The sequence below is a fragment of the Micromonospora chalcea genome (assembly GCF_028768405.1).
In the GTDB taxonomy this organism is placed as follows: domain Bacteria; phylum Actinomycetota; class Actinomycetes; order Mycobacteriales; family Micromonosporaceae; genus Micromonospora; species Micromonospora chalcea.
In genome coordinates, this window is the sequence record NZ_CP118233.1 from 1,623,987 (window position 1) to 1,639,491 (window position 15,505).

Consider the following 15,505-nt stretch of genomic DNA (forward strand, 5'->3'; position numbering starts at 1 on the left):
CCATAACCGGCGGCACCGACAGCGTGAGAACCGCTCAGGTGATCAGCAGCGCCCCGACGACGATCAGCGGCACCGAGACGAACAGGAAGATGCCGACGCCGGTGAGCACCCGCCCGCCGCCGCCGTCCTCCCGCTCCGGCGCGAGGCCGAACGCCGACCGGGCCGGCAGCATGCCGATGCGGCTCAACGTGAGGTCACCGGTCATCCCGATCACGGCGCCGACGATCATGAACGCGACGCCGAGCCGGTGCGTGAAGTCGCCGCCGCCGACGGCCACCCAGATGCCGACCGCCGCCGCGATCACCAGGACCGCGATCAGGAAGAGCACCAGCGCCTCCCGCAGCCCCCGCACCACAGTCGCCATGCGCGCCTCCCTCGTACCCGGGCCGTCCGTCCCGCGTCGTGGGACATTGTGCCGGGTCGATGCACGGCCGCGCAGTCCCGCGCCGGGCCGGTCCGGCACGGTTATCCCCGGTCGAGCCCGGGTACCGGGAGCCGCATGGCGGAGTTGGCATCGCTCTGGATCGTCCGGCACGGCGAGAGCACGGCGAACGTCGCGGCCACGGCGGCCGAGACGTCCGGCGCCGAGCTGATCGACCTCAGCCACCGGGACGCGGACGTCCCGCTGTCGCCCACCGGCGAGGAGCAGGCGCGGGCGACCGGCCGGTGGCTGGCCGGGCTGCCGGACTCGCAACGGCCGGACGTCGCGGTGGTGTCGCCGTACCTGCGGGCGGTGCGCACGGCCGAGCTGGCGCTGCACGGCACCGGGATCCCGGCGAGCGTCGACGAGCGGCTGCGCGACCGGGAGCTGGGCGTCCTCGACGGGCTCACCGGCCACGGCGTGAACCGGCGCTACCCGGAGGAGGCGCGGCGGCGCACCCGGCTCGGCAAGTTCTACTACCGCCCGCCCGGCGGCGAGTCCTGGACCGACGTGGCGCTGCGGCTGCGGGCGCTGCTCGGCGACCTGCGCCGCGACCACGAGGGGGGCCGGGTACTGCTGTTCGGCCACGACGCGCTGGTCTTCCTGCTGCGCTACCTGGTGGAGGGGCTCACCGAGGCGGAGCTGATGGCGCTGACCCGCGAGCACGTGATCGCCAACTGCTCGGTCACCGGCTGGCACGCCGACGACACCGGCCGGCTCGTGCCGGACGTGTTCAACGACGTCGCCCACCTGCACCGGCAGGGGGCGACGCCCACCAGGGAGGACGAGGTCAATGCCGAGCCGGTCTGACGTGATCACCCCCGCGCTGCTGCGGGACTGGGCGCTGCCGGTGCCCACCGGCGGCAAGGAGGCGCGCGGCACCGTGCTGGTGGTCGGCGGCTCCCGGTTCACCCCCGGCGCGGTGCTGCTCGCCGGGGTGGCCGCGCTGCGCGCCGGGGCCGGCGTGCTCCAGCTCGCCGCGGCCGAGTCGACGGCGGCGTCGCTGAGCATCCAGGTGCCGGAGGCGCTCGTGGTCGGCCTGCCGGAGACCGGTGACGGCGCGGTCCGCGGCGACCCGGGCGACCTGCTCCGCGGCCTGGTCGCCGAGGCCGACGTGGTGGCGGTCGGACCCGGCCTGACCGACATCGAGACCACCGGGGAGCTGCTGCGCCTGGTCCTGGACGCGGCCGGCCGGGAGACCGCGCTGGTGCTCGACGCGTACGCGCTCGGCGCGCTCAGCCACGCGCCGGAGCTGCTGGCCGGGTCCGGCCGCAAGGCGGTGCTCACCCCCAACCTGACCGAGGCGAAGCACCTGCTGGGCCGCGATCCGGGCGACGACCTGGACGCCGAGGCGGTGGAACTGGCCGGCCGGTACGACGCGGTCGTCTCGCTCTACGGGCACATCGCGACGCCGGACGGCCGGGCCTGGCGGGAGGAGAGCGGTGACGCCGGGCTGGGCACCTCGGGCAGCGGCGACGTGCGCTCCGGGCTGCTCGCGGGCCTGCTCTCCCGGGGCGCCGACCCGGCGCAGGCCGCCTGCTGGGCGGCGTTCGCGCACGCGGTCAGCGGGCAGCGGCTGGTCCCCCGGTACGGGCGGATCGGCTTCCTCGCCCGGGAACTGCTCGACGAGATCCCGTACACGATCGCCACGGTCTGACGATCCACAGCTCGGCGGGGTGAGGCGTGTAACACCCCGCCGTCGGTGGGCGCTGTTGCGGCGAGGCGTGCAGCCTGCGCGTCTCCACCGGGCCGTACCCCCGTCCAGGGAGCGGCCCGGCCGCACCAACCCCCTGGGAGTCTATGTGAACAATCTCCGTCGCAAGACACTCGCCGCCGCGTCCGCCGTGACGCTCGGCGCCGGTCTCGCCCTGATCGGCGTCCCGGCGCCGGTGGCGGCCGCCGGACCGGAGACGTCGTACCTCGTCCTCGCCCCGCAGGGCAACGGCACCGCCAAGGCCGCCGCGCGGGTGGCCGCCGCCGACGGCACTGTCGTGGCCGCGTACGACAAGATCGGCGTGCTCGTCGCGCGCTCCTCCGCCCCGGACTTCGCCACCCGCGTGGCCGGTGCCGGCGTCGAGTCGGTCGCCTCCACCGCCGGTCTGGGCACCGCCCTCGACGAGGGCGAGACGGTCGAGGTCCCGGCCGCCGTCGTGGTCCGCGCCGCGGGCGACCCGACCGCCGAGCCGCTGTACGGCCAGCAGTGGGACATGGACATGATCCGCGTCCCGCAGGCCCACGCGGTCACCGGCGGCAGCCCGTCGGTCGTGGTGGGCGTGCTGGACAGCGGCATCTCCAGCAGCCACCCGGACCTGGCGACCCAGATCGCCAAGGACAAGAGCACGTCCTGCATCGGCGGCGTCACCGACACCGCCGAGCCGGCGTGGAACCCGACCACCAGCGACCACGGCACCCACGTGGCGGGCACCATCGCCGCCGCGGTCAACGGCGTCGGCGTCACCGGCGTCGCCCCGGGCGTCAAGGTCGCCGCCGTCAAGGTGGTCAACGACGACGGCTACATCTTCCCGGAGGCCGCGGTCTGCGGGTTCATGTGGGCCGCCGAGCACGGCTTCCAGCTCACCAACAACAGCTACTACATCGACCCGTGGCAGCTGAACTGCCGCAACGACGCCCGCCAGCGTCCGGTGTGGCAGGCCGTGCAGCGGGCGCTGCGCTACTCGCAGTCGCAGGGCGTGCTGCACGTGGCGTCGGCCGGCAACGCGAACTTCGACCTGGCCCACAAGATCACCGACACCGGCAGCCCGAACAACGGCACGCCGGAGGAGCGCGCGAACCTCACCAACGCCTGCCTGGTCCTCCCGGCCGAGGCGCCGGGCGTGGTGACCGTCGCCGCCGTCGGCCCGACCGGTGACAAGAGCTACTACTCCTCGTACGGCCAGGGCGTGATCGACGTGACCGCACCCGGTGGCGACACCCGGTTCCGGACCCAGGGCGCGCGCTCGACGTCCACCGACGGCATCCTGTCCACCACCTTCAACACCGCCACCCGTACCAACGGGTGGGGCTACAAGCAGGGCACCTCGATGTCCGGCCCGCACGCCGCCGGCGTCGCGGCGCTGGCGCTGTCCGCGCACCCGGGCATGACGCCGGGCCAGCTCTCCTCGTTCCTGGAGCGCACGGCGGTGGCGAAGTCCTGCCCGGCGGGCGTGTACAACCCGGTGCCGCTGATCCCGGCGGGCCCGAACGCGTACGACGCGACCTGCTCCGGCGGGAAGCGCAACGGGTTCTACGGCGCCGGTGTCGTGGACGCGTACAACGCGGTGAAGTAACCCGTACCCGCGTGGACCGGGCCCGGCGAACGCGCCGGGCCCGGTCTGTTTGTCCTGGTCGGGCCCCGGGTAGGGGGGCAGCGTCAGCCGACTATAGGAGGTAACCGGTGTCCACCGACGCGATCGTCCTGCTCAAGGAGGACCACAAGGAGATCCGCCGCCTGTTCAAGGCCTTCCAGGAGGCCGAGGAGGGACCGGCGAGCAAGCGCGGGAAGATCGTCGAGCAGATCCTCGAGGCGCTGACGGTGCACACCTACCTGGAGAACGAGGTGATGTACCCGGAGGTCCGCAAGCTGGTGCCCGACGTCGAGGACGACATCCTGGAGTCGTACGAGGAGCACCACGTCGCGGACGTGCTCTGCTTCGAGCTGTTCACCATGGACGCCGACGACGAGCGGTTCAACGCCAAGACGACGGTGCTGATCGAGAACGTGCTGCACCACGTCGAGGAGGAGGAGCAGGAGTGGTTCCCGAAGGTCCGGGAGGCGCTCGGCCGTAACCAGCTCCAGGAGATCGGCCAGCGGATGCTCGACCTGCGCCCGAAGGCCCCGAAGACGCCGACCGCCCCGAAGGCGCTGAAGAAGTCCCTCGATGCCGTGGTCGCCTGACACCGGCCGCGCGACGCGAGCGGGACCGCCCCGAGGCAGAGGGGCGGTCCCGCTCGCGTCGCGGGGTTCAGTCGCCGGGACGGGCGGCCCAACCCCGCAGGTCCGGGCCGGGCCGGTAGGATCGGCACGGGCCGTGACTGGCGCGTGGAGATGGAGCACCATCGGGGAGCGGCCTCGTCATGAGGACGCATGCCGAGCGCCTGGGCCTTCCGCACGTCACCTGGAGGTCGCATGTCGCGCAACGCCGAGTCCACCGCCTTCCGCAGTGCGCTGGAGGTCGTCCGCGGCGTCGAGCCGCGCGTCGCCGACGCCATCGCCGCGGAACTGGCCGACCAGCGCGAGTCGCTCAAGCTCATCGCCAGCGAGAACTACGCCTCCCCGGCGACGCTGCTGGCCATGGGCAACTGGTTCAGCGACAAGTACGCCGAGGGCACCGTCGGGCGCCGCTTCTACGCCGGCTGCCAGAACGTCGACACGGTCGAGGCGCTCGCCGCCGAGCACGCCCGCGAGCTGTTCGGCGCGTCCCACGCGTACGTGCAGCCGCACTCGGGCATCGACGCCAACCTGGTCGCGTTCTGGGCGATCCTGGCCGACCGGGTCGAGTCCCCCGCGCTGCGCAAGGCGCAGGCCCGGCAGGTGAACGACCTCACCGAGGCCGACTGGTTCGCGCTGCGCCGCGAGCTGGGCAACCAGCGGATGCTGGGCATGTCGCTGGATGCCGGCGGGCACCTCACCCACGGCTTCCGGCCGAACATCTCCGGCAAGATGTTCGACCAGCGCAGCTACGGCACCGACCCGGCCACCGGCCTGATCGACTACGACCGGGTGGCCGAGGCGGCCCGCGAGTTCAAGCCGCTGATCCTGGTCGCCGGTTACTCCGCGTACCCGCGTAAGGTGAACTTCCGGATCATGCGGGAGATCGCCGACTCGGTCGGCGCCACCTTCATGGTCGACATGGCCCACTTCGCCGGGCTGGTCGCCGGCAAGGTCTTCACCGGCGACTTCGACCCGGTGCCGCACGCGCACATCGTCACCACCACCACGCACAAGTCGCTGCGCGGCCCGCGCGGCGGCATGGTGCTCTGCGGCCCGGAACTGGCCGACCAGGTCGACCGGGGCTGCCCGATGGTGCTCGGCGGGCCGCTGCCGCACGTGATGGCCGCCAAGGCGGTCGCGCTGGCCGAGGCGCGACGCCCCGACTTCGCCGACTACGCCCAGCGGATCGTGGACAACGCGCAGGCGCTCGCCGACGGGCTGCTGCGCCGGGGCGCGACGCTGGTCACCGGCGGCACCGACAACCACCTGGTGCTCATCGACGTGTCCGGGTACGGCCTGACCGGCCGGCAGGCCGAGCAGGCGCTGCTGGACTCGGGCATCGTGACCAACCGCAACTCGGTGCCGCAGGACCCGAACGGCGCCTGGTACACCTCCGGCATCCGCATCGGCACCCCGGCGCTGACCACCCGGGGCCTCGGCGCCGCCGAGATGGACGCCACCGCCGAGCTGATCCACACCGTGCTCAGCCAGACCACGCCCGGCACCGGCCCGGACGGCGCGCCGTCGAAGGCGAAGTACGTGCTGGACCCGGCGGTCGCCGAGTCCGTCGGCAAGCAGGCCGCCGACCTGCTCACGCCGTTCCCGCTCTACCCTTCGGTCGACCTGGGCTGAGCGCCCGACAACACGAAGCGGCACCCCGGGAGAAGGAGTCTCCCGGGGTGCCGGCGGTTACGGGGTCAGCGCAGCGGGCGCTTCAGGTGGTAGCGGTGGACCTCGGTGCTGCCCTGCACGTTGTTCACGTCCTCGGCGGCGGAGACCAGTTCCCAGCCCTCCCGGCCGACCCGGTTCAGGTGCGCGATGGCGGTGTCGCCGTACGCGGTCACGTCGGTGCGTGACCCGTCCGGGCCGTACCACACGAACGAGACGTGGAAATTGCGTCCCTGACCCTGATACCGACGAACGAGCAACGCGTACTCCCAGGCAACCATTGGTCCATTATCAACAGACGAACGGCGTCAGGAAACACGTAGTGTGCCGGAACCCTGACACTCCGGCGTCACGCTGCCGGCCATGGTGTCCGTGACCAGCGCGGCGAGCCGGTCCAGCCCGAGATCGATCGACTCCGGTGTGACAGCGCTCACCGACAGCCGCAACGCATTCACCGGCGTGCCCGCATCGTAGAAGTGGGCCATCGGCGTCCAGAGCACGCCGTACTCGCGAGCCGAGCGGTGCAGCAGCGCGTCGTCGACCGGGAACGGGACGCTCACCACCACGAAGAAGCCGCCCGCCGGGACGGTCCAGGTGACCGGGCCGCCGGCCGGGAAGCGCCGGGCCAGGCCGTCGACCAGGTGGCGCAGGTTGCGGGCGTACGCGGCCCGTTCCCGCACGTTCGCGGCCACCAGCGAGCAGTCGTGCGCCAGCAGCGCGCCGCCGATCACCGCCTGGCTGATCGGTGACGTGTTCACGGTGACCATGCTCTTGATCTTCGCGAGGTGGTCGGCGAACGGGACCACGGTGCCGTCGGCCTCTCCCACCCGCTGGTCGGCGACCACGTAGCCGACCCGGGCGCCGGGCAGCACGGTCTTGGCGAACGAGCCGAGGTAGACCACCCGGCGCGCGGTGTCCAGCGCCTTGAGCGTGGGCCGCCGCGCGGTGCCGTCGGCCGGGAACAGGCCGTACGGGTTGTCCTCGATCAGCAGCAGGTCCTCCTCGGCGGCCAGCTCCAGCAGCCGCCGCCGCTGCCCGGTGCCCATGCTGACGCCGGACGGGTTGGCGAAGTCGGGCATCACGTAGCAGGCCCGGGGCGTCAGCCCTTCCGCGCGGGCGCGGCGCACCCCGGCGCGCAGGTCGGCCAGGTCGACGCCGTCCGGTCCGCCGGCCACCGGGCGCACGGGCAGGTCGACCAGGCGGGCCGCGCCGGTGAGCCCGACGTACGTGGGCGCGACAGCGAACAGCACGTCCGCCGGGCCGGTCCGCAGCGCGCGCAGCACCAGGAACATCGCCTCCTGGCAGCCGACGGTCACCACTATTGACTCCGGGTCGACGGTGAGCCCCTCGTCCACGGCGAGGTGCCGGGCGATCAGGTGGTGCACGACGCCCTTGGTCCGGCCGTACTGCAGCAGCGTCCGGTCCACGCCGGCCCGGTCCAGCCCGACGTCCTCGGCGAGGTGGCGGCGGAAGCGGTCCAGGTACGTGTGCAGCACCGCCGAGTCGAAGAACTCCTCGTACGGCCGCCCGGCCGCCAGCGACACCGCGTCCGGGTAGTGCTGCGCCACCTCGTTGAGGAAGTTCATCGAGTTCAGCGCCGGGTCGCCGACACTGCCGTGCAGCGCCGTGACGGCCAGGTCGACCGGTTCCACGTCAGCCTCCGATCCGGGTGCGCAGCCGCCGGGCCGAGGCCGGGTCCGGGCAGCCGCTGAGGATGAGCGCGTCGCGCAGTTCCGCCGCGAGCAGCGCGAGCGCCGCCTCGGCGCCGGCCCGGCCACCGGCGGCCAGGGCCCAGAGCAGCGGCCGGCCCAGCAGCACGCCGTCCGCGCCGAGCGCCAGCGCGCGCAGCACGTCGACGCCGCCGCGGACGCCGCTGTCCAGCAGCACCGCGCACCGCTCGTCGACCGCCTCGACCACCTCGGGCAGCACGCTCGCGCTGGCCGGGGCGGCGTCGAGCTGCCGTCCGCCGTGGTTGGAGACCACCACGGCGTCCACGCCGGCGTCCGCCGCGCGGACCGCGTCGCGCGCGTCCAGGATGCCCTTGACCAGCAACGGCACCCGGGTACGCTCCCGCAGCCACTCCAGGTCCGCCCAGCTCAGCGCCGGGGCGAAGACCGCGCCGGTGTGCACCGCCACCGCCGACACGCCGGGGGTGCCCTGGTGCGCCAGGTCGTCCCGGCCGCCGGGCAGGTTCGCGGCGGTGACGTGCGGCGGCAGCGCGAACCCGTTGCGGGCGTCGCGCAGGCGCCGCCCGAGCACCGGCACGTCCACAGTCACCATCACCGCCGCGCAGCCGGCCGCCGACGCCCGGTCGAGCAGGTCGGCCACCAGCGCCCGGTCGCGCAGCCAGTACAGCTGGAACCACACCGTCGCGCCGGTCGCCGCGATCTCCTCGATCGGCGTGCTGGCCAGCGTGCTGGCCACGTAGGGCACGCCCGCCGCGCGGGCCGCCGCCGCGAGCGCGGGCTCGCCGTCGGGGTGCAGCAACCGCTGGTACGCCATCGGCGCGACAGCCACCGGCAACGCGGCCCGGCCGCCGGGCAGCGCCGCCTCGGTGGACGGGTCGTCCACGCCGGCCAGCATCCGGGGCAGCACCGCCACCCGATCGAGCGCGGCCCGGTTCGCGGCCAGGGCGGTCTCGGCGCCGCTGCCGCCGTCGACGAAGTCCCACACGTCGGGCGGCAGCACCGCCCGGGCCAGCGCGGCGAAGTCGGCCAGGCTGACCGGCGGCACGAAGCCGTCCGCCGCGTCGGCGGGCGGCTGCGTGTCGCGTGCCGGGTCAGCCATGGCCGCCCGCGCCCACCGTGTTCCCGGCCGGGTCCACGCCCGCAGCGGACTCGCCCGCGCCGGGCGTGCGGTCGAGCCCGAACGTGCGGCGCAGGAAGGCGGCGGCCCGCTCCTGGGCCTGCCGGCCCGCGTCGAACACGCCGGGCATGGCGAAGAACCCGTGCACCATCCCCGGGTAGTGGGCCGTCTCGGTGGGCACGCCGGCCTCGCCCAGCCGCTCGGCGTACCGCAGGCCCTCGGCGCACAGCGGGTCGTACCCGGCGGTGATCACGAGCGCCGGGGGCAGGCCGCCCAGGTCCTCGGCGAGCAGCGGAGACGCCAGCGGGTGCGCCGCGTCGCCCGGGTCGGCCAGGTAGTGGCTCCGGTACCAGCCCACCGAGTGCCTGTTGAACAGCATCGGGTCCTCGTCGTCGCCGGGGCGGTGCCCGGGCCGCTGGTCGGTGTTCGGATAGACCAGCAGCTGGGCGGCGAGCCGGGGACCGCCGTCGGCGCGGGCCAGCAGCGTCACCGCGGCGGCCAGGTTCCCGCCCGCGCTGTCCCCGCCGACCGCCAGCCGGTCCGGGTCGACGCGGAACTCAGCGGCGTGCGCGGCGAGGTGCCGCACCGCGGCGTGGCAGTCCTCCACCGCCGCCGGGAACGGGTGCTCCGGGGCGAGCCGGTAGCCGACCGTCACGGTCTGCGCGCCGGTCAGGTTGACCAGCCGCCGGCAGATTCCGTCGGCGGTGTCGACGCTGCCGAGGGTCCAGCCGCCACCGAAGAAGTAGACGAGCGTCGGCAGCGGGCCGTCGCCGTCCGGCCGGTGGATCCGCACCGGCAGCGGCCCGGCCGGGCCGGGCACCGTCGTGTCGCGTACCTCGGCGACCGGCTCGACCGCGCCGGAGCCGGCACGGATCGCGGCGAGGTCGGCGGCGCGGGCCTCGGCCAGGGTCTGGGTGTAGAGCGGCACGGTCCCGGCGGCGGCCCGCGCGGTCCGCCACGCGACCACCTGCGGATCGAGTGTCATCCGGCCTCCCCTGTGGTGACGAAGAGCTTGTCGATGCCGCGCAGGAACAGACTCCCGCTGTACGTGTACGGCTGGGTGACGGCCAGCCGCGGGAAGCGCGCGAACAGGCGCGGCAGCGCCAGCCGGCCCTCCAGCCGGGACACCGCCGAGCCGAGGCAGAAGTGCAGCCCGACGCCGAAGGCCAGTGACGGCGGGCCGGGACGGCGCGGGTCGAAGCGGTCCGGGTCGGGGAAGCGGGCCGGGTCGCGGTTGGCGGCGGCGATCAGCAGCAGCACGTTGTCGTCCCGGTCGACCGGCACGCCGCCGAGGTCGACGCCGGCGGGCGCGGAGCGGGCCAGGAAGTGCACCGGGCTCTCCATCCGCAGCACCTCCTCCACGCAGCCCCGGGCCAGCGCGTCGTCACCGGGTAGCGCGGCGGTCACGTCCGGGTGCTCCAGCAGCAGCGGCAGGCCGTTGCTGAACATGTAGACGGTGGTGACGAAGCTGGCGTTGAACAGCACGATCAGGTTACTGATCAACTCGTCCTCGGTGAGGTCGACGCCGCCCGCGTCGAGCACCTCGACCAGCCCGCTGATCAGGTCGTGACCGGGCGTACGGCGCCGGTGGGCGATCAGGTCGCGGTAGTAGACGCGCAGCTCCTCGGCGGCCTGGTTGGCCCGGGCCAGCCGCTCCGGCGTCTTGCCGGACACGTCCATGTACTCGTCGATCCAGTCGACCCGCTGCCGGTACCAGGCCAGGTCGGCCGGGGGCAGGCCGATGAACTCGGCCATCACCAGCGCCGGGACCGGGTACGCGAAGTCGGCCACGAAGTCCACCTCGTGCCCGTCGGCGCCCACCTCGGCCAGGTGGTCCAGGCGTTCGGCGACGACCCGCTCGATCACCGGCTCCAGCGCGACCAGCCGGCGCGGGGTGAACGTCTTCGCGAACACCGCGCGCATCCGGGCGTGGTCGGGCGGGTTGACGAACATCATCGACGTCAGGAACGTCCGCAGGATCTCCTGCTCCTCCCAGCCGGGCGGGAAGCCCTTGTACCAGCCGGGATCGCGCAGGATCTGGTCCACCATGTCGTACCCGCCGGCCACCGCGCTGACGGTGCTGTGCTCGGCGCGGGCCGGAACGGCGTTTATCGGCCCGTGCTCGTGCAGGGCCGCGTAGAAGGGATAGGGGTTCTGCCGGCCCTGTTCGCTGTAGAGCCCGGTCAGGATCTCGCTGACGTCCACTGTCTTTCCTCCCCAGGAAAACGGCGGCGGGGGCGGCGTCGTGTCGACCGCCGCCCCCGCCCGGTGTCACAGTCCGAGCAGCTTCAACGGCACCGCGTTCGCCATCGCCGCGGCTCCGGTGTCGTTCGGGTGGATGTGGTCACCCGAGTCGTACGCCGGCAGCAGCCGGCTGGGCTGCGCCGGGTCGCGCATCACCGCGTCGAAGTCGACGACGCCGTCGAACTCGGCCCGGCCGGGCCCGCGCAGCCAGGTGTTGACGGCCTGCCGGGTGGCGTCCTTCTCCGGCGTCCATACGCCCGGCCCGCCGTTGCCCTCGTACGGCATGAGCGTGCCGGCGATGCTGGTCAGGCCGCGCGCCTGGACCTGCCGGTTGAGCTGGCGCAGCGAGGCGATGATCGCCTCCGGGCTGTCACCGTTCATCCAGATGTCGTTGATGCCCAGGTGGGTGATGACGGTACGCACCCCGGTCTGCGGGAACACGTCCTCGTTGAGCCGGGCCAGCGCGTTCGGGCCCAGCTCGTAGTAGCCGGGGAAGTCGCCCGCGCCGGGCTCGGTGCCCTCGTGGTTGAGCCGGTTGCCGGCCAGGCTGAGGTTGAGCACGCCCGGCGTACGCGGCTCCGGGCGGGCGTCGATCAGCCGCTTGGCGAGCAGGTCCGGCCAGCGGCGGTCGGCGTTGACGGTGCTGCCGTTGCCGTCGCTGATGGAGTCGCCGAGCACCACCACGGAGCCGGGCGTCACCTTGCGCTCCACGTCGATGCCGGACAGGAACATCCAGCAGCAGTTGGGCCGGATGGTGAAGCCGGCGCCGTCGGCCGCCGAGGTGAGGTCGGTGGCGCCGATGAAGTTGGTGACCCGGGACTGGCCGTGGAACGTGACCGGCCCGGTGAGCACCGGGAAGTACAGGGTGACCACCAGGTCCTCCTGCTCGGCCACCGGGAAGGCCACCGGGTCGCTGAGCAGCTCGGCACCCTTGTTGATGGTCGCCGAACCGGCGCCGGAGAAGGTCAGCTGACGGACGCTGGCCGGGACGATGTCGGACAGGTCGTCGGGGGTGGCGGTGTTCGGCCGGGCGATGGTGGCGCGGCCGACCTGGATGGCCTGCTGGCCGTAGAGGTTGGTCAGCCGCACCCGCAGGCGCGGCCCGCCCACCGAGGTCTGCACGGTCATCCGGATGCTCTGGTTGTTCAGGCCGGTCTCGGTCAGGCCCACGGTGTTCCCGCGGGTCACCGCCGCGGCCCAGGTCCCGGCCCACTCGGCGCGCCCGTGCCCGGCGCGGTCGGTGTCGGTCGGGCCGGCGCTCGCGGTGACCGCCGGGGTGGCGGCGATCAGCAGCGTTACGGCGGAAGCTATGACGTGCCATCTCTTCGGGGTCGGCATCGATCCTCCATGGTCGGCAGCCCCGGGCGTGACGCGGTCGGCGGCACCGGCCCGGGCGATGGACCGGAAACTAGCTTCCGGCGGTGACGAGCGTCAATCAACCTGATCGACATGATCAAATGCCCACGTCGCGGGACGCAGCGACGATCGGCTCTGTCCGCGGTGGACCGCCGCTGCCTAGGCTCGGAAGCTGGCGGCGGTGCGGTCGCCGACCTGGCACCTGCCGTCATGTCCCGGCCCTGACCTGGCCGGACGCCGCTCGCGGACCATGATGGGGGCTGCCCGATGACCGACCGGCCGAACTATGTGCACGAGGCGCTGGAGCTCTTCGCCGGCTTCGGCGACCGGGAGGCGCTCGTCGGCGGCGGACGCCGCCTCACCTACCCCCAGGTCGCCGCGCGGGTGCGCGGCCTGGCCGCCGCGCTGCGCCGGCACGGGGTACGCCCCGGCGCGGCCGTGCTGGTGATGCTCGGCAACACGGTCGAGGGTCCGCTGCTGCAACTGGCTCTGCACCTGCTGGGCTGCCGGAGCATGTGGGTCGCCCCGGTGACCTCGCGGCGGGAGGTCGACGAGTTCGTCGCGCTGTCCGCGCCGGAGGCGTTCGTGTACGACCCGCGCGACCCGCAGGCGGTCCAGATCGCGGCCGGGCTGTCCGGCGTACCGGTGCTCTGCCTCGGCCCCGGCGGCGCCGGACCGGACCTGACCGCGACGGCCGGCGAGCCGGCGGCTGAGCTGCCCGCCGACGCACCCGCGCCGGAGTCGTTCCTGCAGACCAGCGGCACCACCGGCACGCCGAAGCTGGTGCACCACCGGGAGAGCTTCTACCGGCAGATCCTCGCCCTGGCCGCCGACTTCCGGGGCGCCGGGTTCCCGCTGCTGCGGCACCTGTCGCACTCACCGATGTGGCTGGCCAGTGGCCAGATCACCACGCTGTTCAACCTGTTCACCGGCGGCGTGCTGTTCCTGCGCGAGCAGTGGGACCCGGCCGCGTTCATCGCGACAGTGGACGCCGAGCGGCTCACCTCCACATTCGTCACCCCGCCGATGCTCTACGAGGTGCTCGACCACCCCGACCTGCCGGGCGCCGACTTCTCCGCCATGTTCATGTTCAACGTGGGCGCCGGGCCCGCCGCGCCCGCCCGGCTGCGCCAGGCCATCGCCCGCTTCGGCCCGTGCCTGCGCATCGTGTACGGCCTCAGCGAGGCGGTGGTCATCTGCGCGCTGCCCGGGCTCACCGAGGACCCGGAGCACCCGGAGCGTCTGCGCTCCTGCGGCCGCCCGTACGGCGACGTGACGGTGGAGATCCGCGACGCCGACGGCCGGGTGCTGCCGCCCGGCGACGACGGCGAGGTGTGGGTCCGGACGAAGCTGAGCTTCGCCGGCTACCACGGCCGGCCGGAGCTGACCGCGGAGACGCTCGTCGACGGCTGGGTCCGCACCCGCGACATCGGCCACCTCGACGCCGACGGCTACCTCTACCTGGTCGACCGGTTGCAGGACCGGATCCTCACCCGGGCGCGCAGCTGGCCGATCTACTCCCGCCCGATCGAGGACGTGCTCGCCGGCCATCCCGAGGTGCGGGCCGCCGCCGTGATCGGCGTGCCGGACCCGGTGGCCGGGGAGCTGCCGTACGCGTACGTGGTGCCGGCGCCCGGCGCGTCGGTGACCGGCGAGGAGCTGATCGCGCTGGTGGTGCGGGAGCTGAGCGAGACGTGGGCGCCCGGCGCCGTGGAGTTCGTGGACGCGCTGCCGCTGAACCGGTCCGCGAAGGTGGACAAACGGGCGCTTCGGGCCCGGTACGCCGCCGCGCATCCCGCCGACGCCGACACGCTGGGCACCGTGATCGGCAGCTCGGCATGAACCCGCGCCGGGAATTGTACACCCTGGTCGGCGCCGACCTGCTGTCCAACCTCGGCACCCGGATCTCCGTGGTGGCCATCCCCTGGCTGGTGCTGGAGACCACCGGCAGCCCCACCAAGATGGGACTCGTCGCGGCGGCGGAGACGCTGCCGTACATGCTCTCCAGCGCGCTGGCCACGCCGTGGGCGGACCGCTTCGGGGTACGCCGTACCTCCGTGTTCGTGGACGCGGCGAGCGCTGTCGCGATGGCGGTGGTGGCGCTGGCCCCCTGGCTCGGGTTCGGCACGCTGCTGGTCCTGGTGGCGGTCGCCGGCGGGCTGCGCGGCATCGGCGACCGGGTCAAGCACGTGCTGTTCAAACCGGCCGCCGAGCGGGCCGGGGTGCCGCTGATCCGGCTCACCAGCGCCTACGACGGCCTGGCCCGGGGCATGACGCTGTTCGGCGCGGTGCTCGGCGGACTGCTCATCGACTGGGTCGGGCTGACCCGGGCCATCTGGATCGACGCGGCCACGTTCGCGGTCTGCGCGCTGCTCATCGGCGTGCTGGTCCGGCCGCCCGCGCCGACGCAACCCGCGCCCCGGGAGCCCTACCTGCGGGCACTGCGCGGCGGCTTCGCGTACCTGCGCACCGACCGGACGCTGATGATCATGCTGATCGTGGTCTCGGTGTCGAACATGTTCGCCAACGCCAGCGTCGCGGTCTGGATCCCGCTCTGGGTCAACCAGGTGCTCGGCGACCCGGCCGGCTTCGGCCTGCTGCTCGGTGTGTTCTCGGGCGGCGCGCTGCTGGGCAACGTGCTGTTCACGATGTTCGGCACCCGGCTGCCCGCCGGGACGACGTTCGCGCTGGGGCTGACGCTCAGCGGCGCGCCCCGGCTGCTCGCGCTGGCGCTCAGCGACGACCTGGTCGTGGTGCTGGTGGTGACGTTCCTGTCCGGCATCGGCATCGCGGCGGTGAACCCGCTGCTCGGCGCGTCGCTCTACCAGCGGGTGCCGGGCGAGCTGCAGACCCGGGTGCTGGGCATCTCCGGGTCGGTGGCGTTCCTCGGCCTGCCCGTCGGCGCGCTGCTCGGCGGCTGGTCGGTGGCGCTGCTCGACCTCACCCCGGCGCTGCTGGTGATGTCGGTGGTCTGCCTGGTGCTGACCGTGGGACCGCTGCTGCTGACCCGCGGGTCCCACCGCCCGGCCCCGGAACCGGCGACCCCCACACCGGTCTGAGCCGGGGTGTCGGTGGGCGGC

The 15,505-nt window shown here is 73.7% G+C and carries 14 protein-coding genes and 1 riboswitch; of the genes, 7 read left to right on the plus strand and 7 right to left on the minus strand.

The genetic code is table 11. The features are described from left to right. Positions 1 to 34 precede the first annotated feature (34 nt). A complete protein-coding gene (locus tag PVK74_RS07545) occupies positions 35 to 364 on the minus strand; it encodes a hypothetical protein (RefSeq protein WP_043323668.1) in 330 nt (109 codons plus the stop codon). Positions 365 to 499: 135 nt separating this feature from the next. Here PVK74_RS07545 and PVK74_RS07550 point away from each other — a divergent pair, with 135 nt between their 5' ends. The 5 genes from PVK74_RS07550 (at position 500) to PVK74_RS07570 (ending at position 5,984) form a co-directional block, all read left to right on the plus strand. Further along, positions 500 to 1,231, plus strand: coding sequence for a histidine phosphatase family protein (locus PVK74_RS07550; protein ID WP_043323666.1), 732 nt, complete (start codon positions 500 to 502; stop codon positions 1,229 to 1,231). After that, positions 1,215 to 2,078: an NAD(P)H-hydrate dehydratase gene (locus PVK74_RS07555; protein WP_043323664.1), complete on the plus strand. Its 864-nt coding sequence runs from the start codon at positions 1,215 to 1,217 to the stop codon at positions 2,076 to 2,078. The genes PVK74_RS07550 and PVK74_RS07555 overlap by 17 nt, the downstream gene beginning before the upstream one ends. A 145-nt stretch (positions 2,079 to 2,223) precedes the next feature. Next, the gene (locus PVK74_RS07560) at positions 2,224 to 3,708 is read left to right on the plus strand and encodes a S8 family peptidase (RefSeq protein ID WP_274478631.1); all 1,485 of its coding nucleotides are present in this window, start codon (positions 2,224 to 2,226) and stop codon (positions 3,706 to 3,708) included. 107 nt (positions 3,709 to 3,815) lie between these two features. Next, entirely contained in the window at positions 3,816 to 4,316 is a 501-nt protein-coding gene (locus PVK74_RS07565) for a hemerythrin domain-containing protein (RefSeq protein ID WP_030499909.1), read from the plus strand. A gap of 123 nt (positions 4,317 to 4,439) precedes the next feature. Continuing rightward, a riboswitch (ZMP/ZTP riboswitch) is annotated at positions 4,440 to 4,529 on the plus strand. An 18-nt stretch (positions 4,530 to 4,547) separates the two neighbouring features. Continuing rightward, on the plus strand, positions 4,548 to 5,984 hold the full coding sequence (locus tag PVK74_RS07570) for a glycine hydroxymethyltransferase (RefSeq protein ID WP_030499908.1): 1,437 nt from the start codon (positions 4,548 to 4,550) through the stop codon (positions 5,982 to 5,984). Between the two features lie 65 nt (positions 5,985 to 6,049). Here PVK74_RS07570 and PVK74_RS07575 read toward each other — a convergent pair whose 3' ends face one another. The 6 genes from PVK74_RS07575 to PVK74_RS07600 form a co-directional block, all read right to left on the minus strand. Then, entirely contained in the window at positions 6,050 to 6,301 is a 252-nt protein-coding gene (locus tag PVK74_RS07575; protein ID WP_013286617.1) for a hypothetical protein, read from the minus strand. A gap of 27 nt (positions 6,302 to 6,328) precedes the next feature. Next, the gene (locus tag PVK74_RS07580) at positions 6,329 to 7,672 is read right to left on the minus strand and encodes an aminotransferase-like domain-containing protein (RefSeq protein WP_210886201.1); all 1,344 of its coding nucleotides are present in this window, start codon (positions 7,670 to 7,672) and stop codon (positions 6,329 to 6,331) included. Between the two features lies 1 nt (position 7,673). After that, positions 7,674 to 8,807 carry an alpha-hydroxy acid oxidase gene (locus PVK74_RS07585; protein WP_210886198.1) on the minus strand — a complete coding sequence of 378 codons (1,134 nt, stop codon included), beginning with the start codon at positions 8,805 to 8,807 and terminating at the stop codon, positions 7,674 to 7,676. Continuing rightward, a complete protein-coding gene (locus PVK74_RS07590) occupies positions 8,800 to 9,810 on the minus strand; it encodes an alpha/beta hydrolase (RefSeq protein ID WP_247677534.1) in 1,011 nt (336 codons plus the stop codon). Before PVK74_RS07590 ends, PVK74_RS07585 begins: the two co-directional genes overlap by 8 nt. Then, a complete protein-coding gene (locus tag PVK74_RS07595) occupies positions 9,807 to 11,030 on the minus strand; it encodes a cytochrome P450 (protein ID WP_210886195.1) in 1,224 nt (407 codons plus the stop codon). The genes PVK74_RS07590 and PVK74_RS07595 overlap by 4 nt, the downstream gene beginning before the upstream one ends. A 66-nt stretch (positions 11,031 to 11,096) precedes the next feature. Next, positions 11,097 to 12,407, minus strand: coding sequence for an SGNH/GDSL hydrolase family protein (locus PVK74_RS07600; protein ID WP_043323654.1), 1,311 nt, complete (start codon positions 12,405 to 12,407; stop codon positions 11,097 to 11,099). Between the two features lie 285 nt (positions 12,408 to 12,692). Here PVK74_RS07600 and PVK74_RS07605 point away from each other — a divergent pair, with 285 nt between their 5' ends. Together PVK74_RS07605 and PVK74_RS07610 are read left to right on the plus strand one after the other, a co-directional pair. Next, positions 12,693 to 14,267, plus strand: coding sequence for a class I adenylate-forming enzyme family protein (locus PVK74_RS07605; protein ID WP_210886192.1), 1,575 nt, complete (start codon positions 12,693 to 12,695; stop codon positions 14,265 to 14,267). Continuing rightward, a complete protein-coding gene (locus PVK74_RS07610) occupies positions 14,264 to 15,484 on the plus strand; it encodes an MFS transporter (RefSeq protein ID WP_069088558.1) in 1,221 nt (406 codons plus the stop codon). Before PVK74_RS07605 ends, PVK74_RS07610 begins: the two co-directional genes overlap by 4 nt. Positions 15,485 to 15,505: the final 21 nt, after the last annotated feature.